This window comes from Marinobacter alexandrii, from assembly GCF_005871205.1.
Classification (GTDB): domain Bacteria; phylum Pseudomonadota; class Gammaproteobacteria; order Pseudomonadales; family Oleiphilaceae; genus Marinobacter; species Marinobacter alexandrii.
Map to the genome: position 1 here is coordinate 405,090 of NZ_SWKM01000011.1, position 13,493 is coordinate 418,582.

At 59.6% G+C, this 13,493-nt stretch carries 13 protein-coding genes; 9 read left to right on the forward strand and 4 right to left on the reverse strand.

Features of this window, described 5'->3' with window-relative positions:
- The first annotated feature begins 151 nt into the window (after positions 1 to 151).
- The 9 genes from FCS96_RS02245 to slmA all read left to right on the forward strand — a co-directional run bounded on the left by FCS96_RS02245 (position 152) and on the right by slmA (position 8,841).
- Entirely contained in the window at positions 152 to 2,590 is a 2,439-nt protein-coding gene (locus FCS96_RS02245; RefSeq protein ID WP_138439613.1) for an LPS-assembly protein LptD, read from the forward strand.
- A 61-nt stretch (positions 2,591 to 2,651) separates the two neighbouring features.
- Positions 2,652 to 3,995 carry a peptidylprolyl isomerase gene (locus FCS96_RS02250; protein WP_138438613.1) on the forward strand — a complete coding sequence of 448 codons (1,344 nt, stop codon included), beginning with the start codon at positions 2,652 to 2,654 and terminating at the stop codon, positions 3,993 to 3,995.
- A complete protein-coding gene (gene pdxA, locus FCS96_RS02255) occupies positions 3,992 to 5,002 on the forward strand; it encodes a 4-hydroxythreonine-4-phosphate dehydrogenase PdxA (protein ID WP_138438614.1) in 1,011 nt (336 codons plus the stop codon). The genes FCS96_RS02250 and pdxA overlap by 4 nt, the downstream gene beginning before the upstream one ends.
- Positions 4,999 to 5,832, forward strand: a complete 834-nt coding sequence (rsmA, locus tag FCS96_RS02260) for a 16S rRNA (adenine(1518)-N(6)/adenine(1519)-N(6))-dimethyltransferase RsmA (RefSeq protein WP_138438615.1) — start codon at positions 4,999 to 5,001, stop codon at positions 5,830 to 5,832. The genes pdxA and rsmA overlap by 4 nt, the downstream gene beginning before the upstream one ends.
- Complete coding sequence (locus tag FCS96_RS02265; protein WP_138438616.1) at positions 5,825 to 6,625, forward strand: symmetrical bis(5'-nucleosyl)-tetraphosphatase; 801 nt, start codon at positions 5,825 to 5,827, stop codon at positions 6,623 to 6,625. Before rsmA ends, FCS96_RS02265 begins: the two co-directional genes overlap by 8 nt.
- A gap of 25 nt (positions 6,626 to 6,650) precedes the next feature.
- A complete protein-coding gene (locus tag FCS96_RS02270) occupies positions 6,651 to 7,040 on the forward strand; it encodes a DUF423 domain-containing protein (protein ID WP_138439614.1) in 390 nt (129 codons plus the stop codon).
- A gap of 31 nt (positions 7,041 to 7,071) precedes the next feature.
- A complete protein-coding gene (gene thiS, locus FCS96_RS02275; protein ID WP_138438617.1) occupies positions 7,072 to 7,272 on the forward strand; it encodes a sulfur carrier protein ThiS in 201 nt (66 codons plus the stop codon).
- Positions 7,273 to 7,352: 80 nt separating this feature from the next.
- Complete coding sequence (locus FCS96_RS02280; RefSeq protein ID WP_138438618.1) at positions 7,353 to 8,162, forward strand: thiazole synthase; 810 nt, start codon at positions 7,353 to 7,355, stop codon at positions 8,160 to 8,162.
- Between the two features lie 91 nt (positions 8,163 to 8,253).
- Positions 8,254 to 8,841, forward strand: a complete 588-nt coding sequence (slmA, locus tag FCS96_RS02285) for a nucleoid occlusion factor SlmA (RefSeq protein ID WP_138438619.1) — start codon at positions 8,254 to 8,256, stop codon at positions 8,839 to 8,841.
- A 147-nt stretch (positions 8,842 to 8,988) separates the two neighbouring features.
- Here the strand turns inward: slmA and FCS96_RS02290 are convergent, their stop codons facing one another.
- From FCS96_RS02290 to FCS96_RS02305, 4 genes are all read right to left on the reverse strand, one after another.
- A complete protein-coding gene (locus FCS96_RS02290; protein WP_138438620.1) occupies positions 8,989 to 9,816 on the reverse strand; it encodes an inositol monophosphatase family protein in 828 nt (275 codons plus the stop codon).
- 56 nt (positions 9,817 to 9,872) lie between these two features.
- Positions 9,873 to 11,168 carry a pyridoxal phosphate-dependent aminotransferase gene (locus FCS96_RS02295; protein ID WP_138438621.1) on the reverse strand — a complete coding sequence of 432 codons (1,296 nt, stop codon included), beginning with the start codon at positions 11,166 to 11,168 and terminating at the stop codon, positions 9,873 to 9,875.
- Between the two features lie 103 nt (positions 11,169 to 11,271).
- Complete coding sequence (locus tag FCS96_RS02300; protein ID WP_171040646.1) at positions 11,272 to 11,943, reverse strand: substrate-binding periplasmic protein; 672 nt, start codon at positions 11,941 to 11,943, stop codon at positions 11,272 to 11,274.
- Between the two features lie 123 nt (positions 11,944 to 12,066).
- A complete protein-coding gene (locus FCS96_RS02305; protein WP_138438623.1) occupies positions 12,067 to 13,404 on the reverse strand; it encodes a substrate-binding domain-containing protein in 1,338 nt (445 codons plus the stop codon).
- Positions 13,405 to 13,493 lie beyond the last annotated feature (89 nt).

The window sequence follows — 13,493 nt, forward strand, 5'->3', positions numbered from 1 at the left end:
AGGGCTGGCTTTCCTGGAAAAATGGATGATCGATGACAGCGAAAGTTAGCAGACCAGTATAAAGACGGTAAATCGGTTTTGCAGCGGACTTTCCGTTAACAACCCCTCAGGGCACGTGTAAACTAGGCTGCTTTCGTGGTGTTGCGCAGTGATGCGCAGTCATGCCCATAATCATGCCGTCGATCCACTGACCAGCAACAGGAAGCCTGTCACCGTGCCAATTTCCGATCGCCATCTGCAAAGGCCTGCGCTCCGGTTCGGCAGGTGTGTGGCGATCGCGATTCTGGGGTCGGCACCATTTTCGGTGGTCGCCCAGTCAGCACCCACTGCCGCGGAAATTGACTGGCGCCCAAGGGCGCAGTTGCCAGAATCCGCGCGTGAACGCCTGCCGGTGTTCTGTGAAGGTGGTTATCTGCCGTCCGGCACCGACGGTCACGACGCTGGTGCCGTGCTCGGTGAAGCCGGCTCTGGGCCGGCCCCGGTCGAGGCCAGCGGGTTGAATGCCCGCTATGAAATTGATCGCACGCTCTTCCTTGAGGGCGATGTCCGGGTGCGCCAGGGCGGCTTTGAAGTCAGCGGGTCCGAGGCCCGCTACAGTCAGTCCGAAGGTCGGGTTTCGGTGCAGGGTCCGCTGGTCAGCCGGGGCGAGGGTTTTCTGCTCACCGGTGACAGTGCCGAGTACAACGTTGATTCCGGACGTTTTGATATCAACACCGCTACCTTCCTGATTCACCGTGCTGAAATGCGCGGCCAGGCGGGCAGCCTGACGCGGCTGAACGAGAGCCAGGTGGACATCCGTGATGGCATGTTGACCACCTGTGGCCCCCAGCAGAACGACTGGGCTATCGTCGCATCGGATATTCACCTCAACCGGGCCGAGGGTTTTGGTACCGCCAAGCATGTGCGCCTGGAAGTGCTCGATGTGCCGGTGTTCTACTGGCCCTGGGCCAGCTTTCCCATTGATGACCGGCGTAAAACCGGCTTCCTGTACCCGTCGTTCGGATCCTCCAGTGCCGGCAGTGGTGCCTTTGTCTCGGTGCCCTATTACCTGAACCTGGCCCCGCACTACGATGCCACCCTGACCCCCCAGTACATTCACGGCCGCGGCCTCTTCAATGAAGCCGAGGGCCGGTACCTGAGCCGCTGGGGCGAATCTGTGCTGCAACTGGGCTACATCGACAACGATTCAGCCTACACTGACGAGAACCCGGGTGAAGACGGTGAGCGGTGGGCGCTGGATGTCGCCACCCGGGCTAATATTGGCGCCGGCTGGACTGGCTATGGCGACTATTCGGTGGTCAGCGATGACGACTACCTGAGTGATTTAAACCGCAGCCTGGAAATCAATCAGACCACCCACCTGCAGCGCCGGGGCGGAGTGCGGTACCGGGACAGGAATCAGTACTTTGAAACCTACCTGAACGACTACCAAACCATTAGTGACAGCATCGCCGACGTGAACAAGCCTTATGCCCAGTTGCCGGAAGTACTCTACGGTGCCACCCGGGAAATGGGCTGGCTGGAAGCCGGCCTGGAAAGCCAGTACACCGTGTTCTATCGGGACAATGAGAACCTGACCGGGCTGGATCGAGCCAATGGCCAACGACTGCGCGCGGTGCCGGAGTTGGCGCTGCCAATGCGTGCCCTTTGGGGGTTCAGTCGGCCGTCGGTAAGCGTGGATTACACCCGTTACGAGCTTGAGGATTACACCCTGGGTGACGGTAGCATTGACCGCACAGTGCCGATCGCCGAATGGGATAACGGTTTGTACTTTGATCGCCAGTCCAGCCTGTTTGACATACCCTATAACCAGACCCTGGAACCCCGGCTTTATTACGCCTGGGCCGATGCCGACGCCGATCAGAACGACATTCCGGATTTCGATACCGACCTGCAGGCTTTTCGCTTTGATCAGCTGTTCCAGCCGGATCGGTTCACCGGTGGCGATCGGGTCGGCGACACCAACCAGCTAACCGTGGCGGTCACCAGCCGGTTCAACGATCTGGTGACTGGTGCGGAGCGAGCCCGCTTCAGTATCGGCCAGGTCCAGTACTTCCAGGATCGCGAGGTAACCCTGTTCGGTGAGGGCGCCGGTACCCGGTCTCGTTCACCCCTGGCGGGAGAGGTGGTCCTGGCGCCCCTCGACACCCTGGAGATCCGGTCCTCCGGCTTGTGGGATCCGGACACCGGTGAAACCGAGGAAGGCCGCAGCCAGTTGATATACCATTCCGAGGATTACCGCTACCTGGCCAGCCTGGGCCACACCTACAGTAAGGACGAGCTTGAACAGTCGGACATCGCTGGGGTTTTACCGGTCTCTGATCGTGTTAGCCTGATCGGCCGATGGGTTTATGATTTCAGTCTTGATCGCACGGTTGGATCCCTGGCCGGGCTGGAATACAACAATTGCTGCTGGAGCGTTCAGGTGGTGCACCAGAACTACCTGACCGATGACAGTGAACTGGATACCCGGTTGCTGTTCCAGATTCAGCTGAAAGGACTCGGTGGCAGCGGTGGCTCGTCCACCCGCATTTCCGAGGCTATTTATGGTTTTGATGAGCGGGAGCGTCGTCGGTTTGGAACTCCATGACCGGAGTTCGGACTAACCCCGGCCACGGTACCCGCAGCCCATTTATTATCAAGAGGTGTTTATGAAGGCGACCCTTCGCCATGCTGTACAAACGTTGCTGTTGGTCGCGGCCGTTGCCCTGTCGCTATCGGTGCAGGCGGAGCGCAAGCTGCTCGACCAAGTGGTTGCGATTGTTGATGACGACGTCATTCTGCAGACTGAGCTTAATGCTCGCATCAATACCATCACCACCCGGCTGCGCGCCCAGGGCACGGGTTTGCCGCCCCGGGATGTCCTGGAAGAGCGCGTGCTGGAACAGCTGATCACCGAATCCATCCAGCTCCAGCGAGCGGATAAGCTGGGCATGCGGATCAGTGACAACGAACTGAACGAAACCATGGACAACATCGTTGAGCGCAACGGCATGACCATGGCTCAGTTTGAACAGCAGCTGGCGTCCGAAGGCGTGACCTTCCGCCAGGCCCGGGAACAGATCCGCAACGAGATGCTGACCAGCCGGGTGCAGCAGCGCCAGGTGGGCAACCGGGTGCGGGTGACCGAGCGTGAAATCGAGAATTATCTGGAGGCGCTGGAAGCGTCAGGCCAAAACACTGCCGAGTACCAGCTGGCCTACATTTTCATCGAAGTGGACGACCCGAGTGACGAAGCCTCCGTGGCCGCGACCCGTGAACGTGCCCAGGATCTGCGCCAGCAGATCGTCGACGGTCGTGATTTCCGGGAAGTTGCGGTAGCGAAATCAGACGCCAGCAACGCCCTTGAAGGCGGTAATATGGGTTGGCGCACCGAGAGCCAGTTGCCATCGCTGGTGGCACCGGTGGTGCCGGAGCTGGAAGTGGGCGTGCCCTCCGCGGTGCTTGAGAACAACAGCGGTTTCCACCTGGTTATGGTGATGGACAAGCGCGGTGGTGGTCAGCAGCAGGTGATCCAGCAGCACAAGGTACGGCACATTCTGATCCGCCCGTCCGAGGCGGTGCCTGATGCCAGTGCCGAAGCCAAGATCCGCGACATCTACAACCGGCTTGAGCAGGGCGCGCACTTTGCTGACCTGGCCCGCGAGTTTTCTGATGATCCGGTCTCCGGCTCCGACGGTGGTAACCTTGGCTGGGTCAACCGGGGGCAGATGGTACCGGCCTTTGAGCAGGCCATGCTGGAGGCGGATCTGGGTGAACTGCGCGGACCATTCCGTTCACAGTTTGGCTGGCACATCCTGCAGGTGCAGGAACGACGTCAAAAGGACATCAGCGGCGACGTGAAAAAAGCTGAAGCGCGCCAGGCGATTTACCGTCGAAAATCGGAAACCGAGTTGCAGAACTGGTTGCGTGAGATTCGGGACGAAGCATTTGTTGAGTTCAAGGGCGAATACGCCCGTGAAGAAACCACCGATGGAGACAGCAGCGAGTCATGACCGATCCGGTGATCCTTGCTCTGACCGCGGGTGAGCCCGCGGGCATCGGCCCGGAGCTGTGCCTGCAACTGGCAACACAGCACCGGGACGAGGGCATTGTGGTGGTTGCCAGCAAACTACTGCTGATTGCCCGAGCCAAGAAGTTGGGGCTGGATGTCACTCTGCACGACTGGCAGCCGGGCCAGCGTCCTGTCACTGCGGCCGGTGAACTCTCGGTTCTTGTGATCGATGGATGCGCCAGTACCGAAGCCGGCGTGCTCGATCCGGCCAACAGCGGCTATGTGCTGGAGACGCTGCGTACGGCCGCCAACGGCTGCCTGCGTGGCGACTTCGATGGCATGGTTACGGCCCCGGTGCACAAGGCGGTGATCAACGAGGCCGGCATCGCATTTAGTGGCCACACCGAATTCCTGCAGGAATTGTGCGGTGTCGAGCGTGTGGTCATGATGCTGGCAACAGAAGGCCTGCGGGTCGCGCTGGTGACCACCCACTTACCGCTGAAAGACGTGTCCGCGGCCATTACGCCGGAGCGGCTGTCGCAGGTAACCCGCATTCTCAATGCCGACCTGAAGGCGTTTTTCGGGCTTGAGCAGCCGCGTATTCTGGTCGCTGGCCTGAATCCCCACGCTGGGGAGGGCGGCCACCTTGGCCGCGAGGAAATCGAGACCATTGAGCCGACGCTTGAACAGCTCAGGGCCGAAGGCATACAGCTGACCGGCCCCTTGCCCGCCGATACCCTGTTTACCCCCCACTGGCTGGACAATGCCGATGCGGTCCTGGCGATGTATCACGACCAGGGCCTGCCAGTGTTGAAATTCCAGGGCTTCGGCCGGGCTGTCAACATCACCTTGGGCCTGCCCATTGTCCGGACCTCCGTCGATCACGGCACTGCCCTGGATCTGGCCGGAACCGGTACCGCCGATGCGGGCAGCCTGCAGACGGCAATCCGCGTGGGTGCACAAATGGCCCGTTGTCGAAATGTCGTTAACCAAGAGAACCGTCCGTGAGTAATAAAGCCGGCCACCAGGCCCGAAAGCGATTTGGTCAGAACTTTCTCCACGACCCCGGCGTGATCGAACGCATCGTGCGTGCGATTCACCCGAAGCCCGAGGACACGCTGGTGGAAATTGGCCCGGGTCTGGGCGCGATCACGGAGGAAATCCTGGCGGTGAACCCCAGGTTGCAGGTGGTCGAACTCGACCGTGACCTGATCCCCGTGTTGCGAACCAAGTTCTTCAACTACCCGGAGTTCCGTATCCACGAGGCAGATGCCCTCAGCTTCGACTTCAGTCAGCTCGCCGACGATGGCCGAGGCCTGCGGATCATCGGTAACCTGCCGTACAATATTTCCACGCCCCTGATCTTTCATCTGCTGGGGCAGGCGGGTGTGGTCAAGGACATGCACTTCATGCTGCAAAAGGAAGTGGTGCAGCGTCTGGCCGCGGTGCCCGGTGACAACAACTATGGTCGTCTTGGTATCATGGCCCAGTACTTCTGCAAGGTGCAGCCGCTGTTTGAAGTCGGCCCCGGTGCCTTCCGGCCGGCGCCGAAAGTGGATTCGGCCATTGTTCGTCTGGTGCCCCATGAGACGTTACCGCACCCGGCCAAAGACCTGGGCACACTGCAGGCTGTGGTCCGGACCGCGTTTAATGCTCGGCGCAAAACCCTGCGCAAGGCGCTTGGCAGCCTGATCACCGTCGACCAGCTGCAAAGTCTTGGTATTAACGATGGCCTGCGCCCGGAAAACCTCAGTCTTGCCGACTACGTTCTGATTGCCGATCTACTGGTTGATCAGAAGGCGTCGGATGCCGGCTCCGAAGAGGTAAGTAATGACTGACTACGCCATTGGCGATATTCAGGGCTGTTACGACCGCATGCGGGATGTCTTGGCACAAGTTGAGTTCTCGCCATCGCGGGACCGCTTGTGGGTTGCCGGCGACCTGATCAATCGTGGGCCGTCGTCACTGGAAACCCTCAGATACCTGGAGCGTCTGGGCAGCTCCGCGGTAGTGGTGCTGGGTAATCACGACCTGCACCTGCTGGCGGTGGCGCTGGGCGGTCACCCGCCGAAGCGCAAGGATACCCTGGCGGATATCCTCGATGCTCCCGATCATGACCGGCTCGTGGCCTGGCTGCGCCAGCAGAACCTGAGTGTTCATGACCCGGACCGCAATCTGATCATGGTTCATGCCGGTGTGCCCCACATCTGGAGTGTTGACCAGACCATGGCGTATGCCCGGGAAGTGGAGTCGGTGATTCGGAGCGACGATGCCGGGTACTATTTCACCCACATGTACGGCAATAAGCCGGCGTGCTGGCATGAGGATCTGGAGGGTATCGACCGCTGGCGGGCAATCACCAATTACTTTACCCGCATGCGCTTTATCAGCGCGGACGGGACGCTGGAGTTGGCGACCAAGGAATCGGCCGAGCACGCACCCAAGGGGTATGCCCCCTGGTTCACCTATGCCCGGGCAGATAACGTACGCGTGGTGTTTGGTCATTGGGCAGCGCTGGAAGGCCAAACGGGCAGCGATCAGTTCATTGGTCTGGATACCGGTTGTGTCTGGGGGGGTGTGCTCACCATGATGAACCTGGACACGGGAGAAAAGATCCACTGTGAGTGCTGAGCACGTAGAATCGGGGCCCGGTATCATGCGGCTTCCGCTCGCTGTGGGTGCTGCGGCCGCCTTACTGGCTGTCATGGCCGGAGCCTTTGGCAGTCATGGTCTCAGAGGTACGCTGGATGCGCGCAGCCTTGAGGTATTCCAGACTGCCGTCACCTATCAGATGTATCATGCCCTTGCCTTGGTGCTAGTGGCGGTGCTGGCATTAACCTCGCTCAGTCGACGGCTGCTGGCGGGCGCCGCCGTACTGTTCGGCGCGGGTATTGTGTTGTTCAGTGGCAGTCTGTACTTGTTGGTTTTGACCGATATGCGTTGGATTGGACCACTTACACCCCTGGGTGGGTTGTGTTTTATGATGGCCTGGGCCCTGCTGGTTGCGGCCGCCGTGCGCCATCCAAGCGCCCCGGACCAAGGTTAGTCCACCGGGAAAACAGAGGTAAGCAAACGCTATGCAAGTTGAAGTGAACGGCGATGCGATGGAGCTCCCGGTCGGAGCAACCATCGGCGCCCTGATTGATCAGATGGCCCTGGCAGGCAAGCGTCTGGCCGTGGAAGTGAACGAAGACATTGTCCCGCGCAGTCAGCACCAGAGTTTCGCGCTCAGTGACGGCGACCGGGTGGAAGTTGTGCACGCCATCGGTGGCGGCTGAACTGCCACGCTTTTGGCTCCGTCCGGCTTCGCGCGGCCGGGGCTACAAATCCAAGATTCATTGAAAACCGCAGGTAGGTTATGAGCGACACTCCCGAGATACTTCTTCCCGAAGACAAGCCCCTGGAAATTGCGGGCCGGGTTTACCAGTCGAGACTGCTGGTAGGCACAGGCAAGTACCGTGACCTGATGGAAGCCGGTCATGCCATTGAATCCAGTGGCGCTGAAATTGTAACCGTGGCTGTGCGCCGCACTAATCTGGGTCAGAACCCGGATGAACCCAATCTACTGGATGTAATTTCCCCGGACAGCTACACCATCCTGCCTAATACCGCCGGCTGCTACACCGCCAAAGATGCGGTCCGCACCTGTAAGCTGGCCCGGGAACTCCTCGATGGCCACGACTTGGTGAAGCTGGAAGTTCTGGGTGAAGAGAAGACCCTGTACCCGAACATGACCGAAACCCTGGTGGCGGCGGAAGAGCTGATCAAAGATGGGTTCAAGGTGATGGTGTACTGCTCCGACGATCCGTTGCTGGCCAAGCGCCTTGAGGAAATGGGTTGTGTGGCGATCATGCCTCTGGGTGCGCCGATTGGCTCCGGTCTGGGTATCCAGAACCGCTACAACATTCGCCTGATTGTTGAAAACGCTGAGGTTCCGGTCCTGGTTGATGCCGGTGTCGGCACCGCTTCTGATGCTACCATTGCCATGGAGCTGGGTTGTGATGGCGTGCTGATGAACACTGCCATCGCCCAGGCCAAGGATCCCATTCGTATGGCCAACGCCATGCGCCTGGCCATTGAATCCGGCCGCGAGGCCTACCTGGCCGGCCGTATGCCTAAGAAGCTCTACGCCAGTGCTTCATCGCCCATTGATGGCACCTTCTTCTGATACCGGGCTTTCGCCCAACGACAAATAAACGAGGGCCGGCGCATAGCGACCGGCCCCGAAAAACGACAAATCAGAGCGCTGTAGTCCTGCCATGACCGATCCAAAACCGAGTCGCCGAGAGGCCATTCTCCAAGCCCTGGTGGAATTGCTTGAATCCGATCCCGGAGCCCGTATCACTACCGCCGGTCTCGCCAAATCCGTGGGCGTTACTGAGGCGGCGCTGTACCGGCATTTTCCCAGCAAGCGTAAGATGTTTGAGGCCCTGATAGAGTTTGCTGAAGAGGCGGTGTTCTCCCGCTGTCAGGTGATTCTGCAGGAACAGGAGGATGTTCGTGTTCGCCTGCAGCAGCTGGCGCATCTGGTGCTGGTGTTTGCCGAGCGCAACTCCGGCCTTTGCTGCGTGCTCACAGGGGATGCCCTGATGGGTGAAAACGATGCCTTGCGCCGGCGTGCGTCGCAGTTCTTCGAACGTCTGGAGACTCAGGTGCGCCAGGCTTTGAAAGAGGGTGAGATTCGTCAGGGTTTGCGGCCGCGTACCAGTGCGGCCCGAGGGGCGGATTTTGTGCTGGTGTTCCTGGAGGGGCGGATTCAGCGGTTTGTGCGTTCGTCCTTTACTCGGTTGCCGTCGGCTGACTTTGATGAGAGTTGGGGGTTGGTTGCTGAGGGCGTTTGGAGCTGAAGTAAAGGCTCAGGCTTTTAGTCCGAGCAAGTGATTGGCGAACAAAGCCGGCACAGAACCGCTACGAGCACATCCATGTGCGCTTGTTTTCGGCCATCCTTGGCCTTCAACATTCTGTGCCGGCTTTGCCCGCCAATCACCCCAGAATCAGTCGTAGGCCGAGGCGATTCGTAGAATCTTTCGAACCGGTTCCCACACTTCTGGTGCTGAGATCAGAATATCCCTGCCATAGAGATCAGCCGGGTAGCCATCCGGTACCTCACCGAAATGACCCGCCGTCGCGCCGGCTTCCAGTGCGATCAGTCGTGCGGCTGCAAAGTCCCAGGGGCTGACGTTCTCGTAGTAGATGTCCAATCGGCCGCAGGCCACCCAGCAGATATCCAGTGCGGCGGAGCCAATGCGCCGTAGATCGCGGCATTGGTGAATCATCGCATCCAGTCTGCGAACCAGGGGTTCCAGGTTGTCCTTGGTGTAGGGGAAACCGGTGGCGAACAGCGAGTCCCGCGGCACGGTGGCGCCACTGTGTTTAATCGTCTCGCCGTTCAGTGTTGCACCTGCGCCGCGGGTGGCCCGGAAGGTTTCGCCGAGAAACGGCGCGTGCACCACTCCTGCCTGAACCCGTCCCTTTTCTGCATAGGCAATCGACACCGCCACCTGTGGGTGGCCATAGGCATAGTTCACCGTGCCATCGATGGGATCAACGATCCACAGCGGCGTATCCAGCTCTTCGGCTTGGGACAGGTCCGGCATGGTTTCTTCGGAGAGAATGCGGTGATTCGGGAAGCGTTCGCGGATGGCGCCGGTAATAAATTCGTCGGCCATCACATCGGCATGGGTGACCAATTCGGTCTGCTGTTTCAGATCCGTGCGCAGGGTGTTTTCATCCCGCTCGTGGCGGATCAGCTCACCGGCCTGAAGGGCCAGTTGCTCGGCGAAGTCGGTGATGTCTTGAAGAGAAGATACAAAATCGGACACGGCGCCCCCATGGTTTACGCAAGTGCGAATGAGGGCGCCAGTCTATCACGTCAAGGTCAGAGGCTGGTCAGCCAGGCCTCCATCTTGTCCATGGCTTTGACCAGTCGCGGGCAGGCTTGCTGGACGAAATCGTCAGCCAAGTCTATTGAAGCATAGTCACCGCCGGCCAGGTTCAGCGCTTCGGTACCATCGAAGTCAACAAAGGCCAGACGGGCGGCGAGGTGGTCCGGTACGAAGCCAAAATCACTGGCCGGCAGAATGGCCACGCCGGTATTTTCCAGCAGGGCCTGACAGAAGGCCTGGCTGGTTTTGATGTCTTTTCTGGCCAGCTGCTCGCGGAAGCCGGAGAAGTCCGGGAACAGGTAGAAGGCACCTTCTGGCTTCTGGACCACCGCACCCATATCGCTGAGGCGACGGTGCACGTACTCACCGATCACCTTCAGTACCCGGCGTGATTGCACCAGGTATTCGTCGATATCGTCGCCGCCATTGAACGCCGAGATGGCGGCGTACTGGATCGGCGCGCTGGTGGAGGTGAAGGTTTCACTGGCAATGATCGCCATGGCATCCAGCAGCGGGCGGAGTTCCTTCGGGAAGATGAAGGTGCCCAAGCGCCAGCCACCGGCACCGGCCCACTTGCTCAGACCGGTGCTGATGATGGTGCCTTCCGGGTAGTAGCGGGCGATGGACTTGTGCTTGCCCTCGAAGTGCACTTCCCCGTAGATCTCGTCCGACAGCAGAATCAGTTTGTACTTGCGGGCAACGTTGGCGATGGCCAGCAGCTGGTCGTCGGTGTAGGTGCAGCCGGTGGGGTTGGACGGGTAGTTCAGGATGAGAATCCGCGGGCGTGAGGGGTCGTCGCGGCAGATAATGTCCAACTCTTCGGCAGTCAGTTGCCAGTTGTTTTCAGCGTGGGTCGGCAGCCAGTGAACCGAGCGGCCGATGATCCGTGCCTGCGGTGCATACGACACCCAGCTCGGGCGTGGTATCAGCAGGTCGCCGTAATAGGCCAGTTGCAGGATAAATAGCAGTTCCTTGGAACCCGGGCCGATCAACACGTCTTCCCAGGAGCAGCGCATGCGTTCACTGCGATTGATGTAGCCAGCGATGCTTTCGCGCAGGCTTTGCAGACCCTTGACCGGTAAGTAGTCCTTTTCATGGGCGTGCTCTTTCAGCGCGTCCACCACCCGCTCTGGCACCGGGAAGGGTGACTGGCCCAGCCCCAGTTTGATGATGTCTTTGCCATCGGCCTTTAGCTGGTTGCTCAGTTCGTTGATGCGGAGAGTGGCGGAGGGCTGAATGCCCCGAACGTTCAGGTTGATTGCATAGCGGTGTTCGGTTTGTATGTCCATTATCCCGGTCTGTGGTTTATGAATGGCTTTTTCAGTATAGAAAACCCAAACATATCTGTGACCGGGGTAAGGATAGGTGATTGCCGAACTTCAGGGTTGGACATTAGTCGGTGGCAGCCAGGCCCAGGCCTTTCAGCACCTGATTGAATTCGTTGCGCAAGGCGCGGGCATCGGGGCGTTTCCGGGAGAAGGCGGCGCGAAAGAAACGTTCGTCACCGACAACCCCGGGTAGGGCGGCTACCCGCGACAGCTCCGGATAATGTCCCTTGTTTGTCTCAATCAGGTAATCGCACGCCGTCTGCTCACAGATGAACACGTCGACGCGGCCCATCGCAACCATGCGCAGACCGGCCAGATCCGGGTTCTCTTGGTTCATGGTCACCACCTGCGACTCGCCCTGCATGAGCCAGGCCATGAACTCCGGAGCATAACTGTAGCCCGCAGTCACCCCCACACTCAGATCTGCCAGGTCGTTGTAGCTGGTCCAGGAAAGTCCGGCGTTTTTGCGGGCGTATAGCACGTCCCGTGCTTCACTGATGGGGGCGGTGAACAGGTAATGACGTTCACGCTCCGGTGAGCTGGTCAGGGAGAACAGTAGGTCGGCGTTGCCGCGGCGAACCATCATTTCCGCTCGTGCCCAGGGCAGCACCTGGAACTTCGGTTCATAGCCCATTGCCTGGAGCACGGTGCGAACGGTTTCGACGTCGTCACCCTGTAGCACACCGTCCTTAACGTACTCGAAGGGTGGATACTCGGTGGTAGCCACCTTGAGCATCGGAGCCTCCTGCGACAGCACCGGTAAGGCTGCTGACATGAGGAGGATACTGATAATGCACCGAATCAGCATAGTAGGACGACTCCCTGCGTAAATCGGTAAGCCTGCAGAAAGTCTAGCCCATTAGCGGGTTCGCACCCAGACTTCAACCCGACCATTGCGTTGCTGGCCGCTGTCGCCGCCGGCGGTCCCCACCGGCATATAGTGCCCGTAACCGGTGTAGGCAACGTCTCGCAATCCCTCACTCGCCAGGGCCTTGCGAACGGACAAGGCGCGCAACTCGGAGATCATCTGGGCCCGCAGCTCGTCGCTCTGGGTATCGGCAAAGCCGATCAGCAGCACATCACCGGCGCTTTGATTGTGGCTGTCGAGATAGTTCAACACCCGCGCGAGGTCCCGCTGGGCCTTGTTGTCCAGGCGTGTGCGCCCTTCTGAGAACCGGAAATTGACCGTCAGCCGCTGGTAGTTGTCGGTCAGGCGTCTGAAAGTTGCAGGCGTGTCGTCGTTCAGTGCTGGTTTTACCGCAATGGGATTTTGAGACACGAAGCCGGACTGGGAAACAATGGCCTGGCCTTCCTGGCTCAGGACGAACTCAATAAAGGCCGTTGCCAGCGGTGTGGTCTGTTCGCCCGGGGTGTACATGAACAGGCGCCGGGCCAATGGGTAGTCTTCGCTGGCAACGGTCAGCTGATTGGGTTTGAGAGCCGGGGCAGCGCCATCGGAAATGGCCAGGACCTTGCTGTTTCGAACCGACGCCAGGCCGGCAAAGCCAATGCCAGTCGGATCCCGGCTGACGTCATCGGATAGCTGGTCGTTGGACTCGTAGCGCTGGGCGGAGGTATCCAGTTTGCCTTGTTTGCCCAGAACCAGGCTCTTGAAGGTATCCCAGGTGCCGGAGCGGTCATCCCGGGCATACAGATTAATGGTCTTATCCGGACCGCCGATTTCTGCCCAGTTACGGATCCGGCCGGCAAAGATACTGGCCAATGTATCGATACTGAGCTGGTTAACCGGGTTGGATCGGTGCACGAGAATGGCCAGACCATCGATGGCGATGACGTGTTCGCTGGCCAGTTCGGTCAGATCGGCGCGCCCGCTCATTTGCGACACTTCCGACGACTTCACCGGGCGCGACGATGCCCAGATGTGGGCTTGGCCTGTATTCAGGGCTTTAAAGCCGGTACTGGAACCATGAGCCGCAACCAGCACCCGCACCGGTGAATCTAAGCGCTCGCCTATCAGGATGGCTTCGTTCTCAGTGCCGTTGTCGTGGGTAATGACCCGCGTGTCACTCTGGTTGTGCAGGAAGCCCTCAACCAGCATGGGCGCCAGCGTAGCTCCCACGGTATTGGAGCCGTGAATTGCCAAGTCGTTGGCGTGGGCGAGCGGTAGCCCGAATAGTGCGGTCAGAAGCCAAAAAAACGGGTGGCGCAGGGCTACGCCGGGATGGGGTTTGTTCATCCTAAAACTCCGTCAAAACTGATAGTTAGCGTTGCCGGAAGAATGCGACAGAAATGTGACAATAATGTTTCAGTGGCGCGAAGTCGGCG

Coding starts and splice junctions, on each gene's coding strand:
- FCS96_RS02270 (WP_138439614.1), top strand. CDS start 6,651: ATGCGGCTTCCGCTCGCTGTGGGTGCTGCGGCCGCCTTACTGGCTGTC.
- FCS96_RS02265 (WP_138438616.1), top strand. CDS start 5,825: ATGACTGACTACGCCATTGGCGATATTCAGGGCTGTTACGACCGCATG.
- FCS96_RS02245 (WP_138439613.1), top strand. CDS start 152: ATGCGCAGTCATGCCCATAATCATGCCGTCGATCCACTGACCAGCAAC.
- FCS96_RS02250 (WP_138438613.1), top strand. CDS start 2,652: ATGAAGGCGACCCTTCGCCATGCTGTACAAACGTTGCTGTTGGTCGCG.
- pdxA (WP_138438614.1), top strand. CDS start 3,992: ATGACCGATCCGGTGATCCTTGCTCTGACCGCGGGTGAGCCCGCGGGC.
- thiS (WP_138438617.1), top strand. CDS start 7,072: ATGCAAGTTGAAGTGAACGGCGATGCGATGGAGCTCCCGGTCGGAGCA.
- slmA (WP_138438619.1), top strand. CDS start 8,254: ATGACCGATCCAAAACCGAGTCGCCGAGAGGCCATTCTCCAAGCCCTG.
- FCS96_RS02295 (WP_138438621.1), bottom strand. CDS start 11,168: ATGGACATACAAACCGAACACCGCTATGCAATCAACCTGAACGTTCGG.
- FCS96_RS02305 (WP_138438623.1), bottom strand. CDS start 13,404: ATGAACAAACCCCATCCCGGCGTAGCCCTGCGCCACCCGTTTTTTTGG.
- FCS96_RS02300 (WP_171040646.1), bottom strand. CDS start 11,943: ATGCTCAAGGTGGCTACCACCGAGTATCCACCCTTCGAGTACGTTAAG.
- FCS96_RS02280 (WP_138438618.1), top strand. CDS start 7,353: ATGAGCGACACTCCCGAGATACTTCTTCCCGAAGACAAGCCCCTGGAA.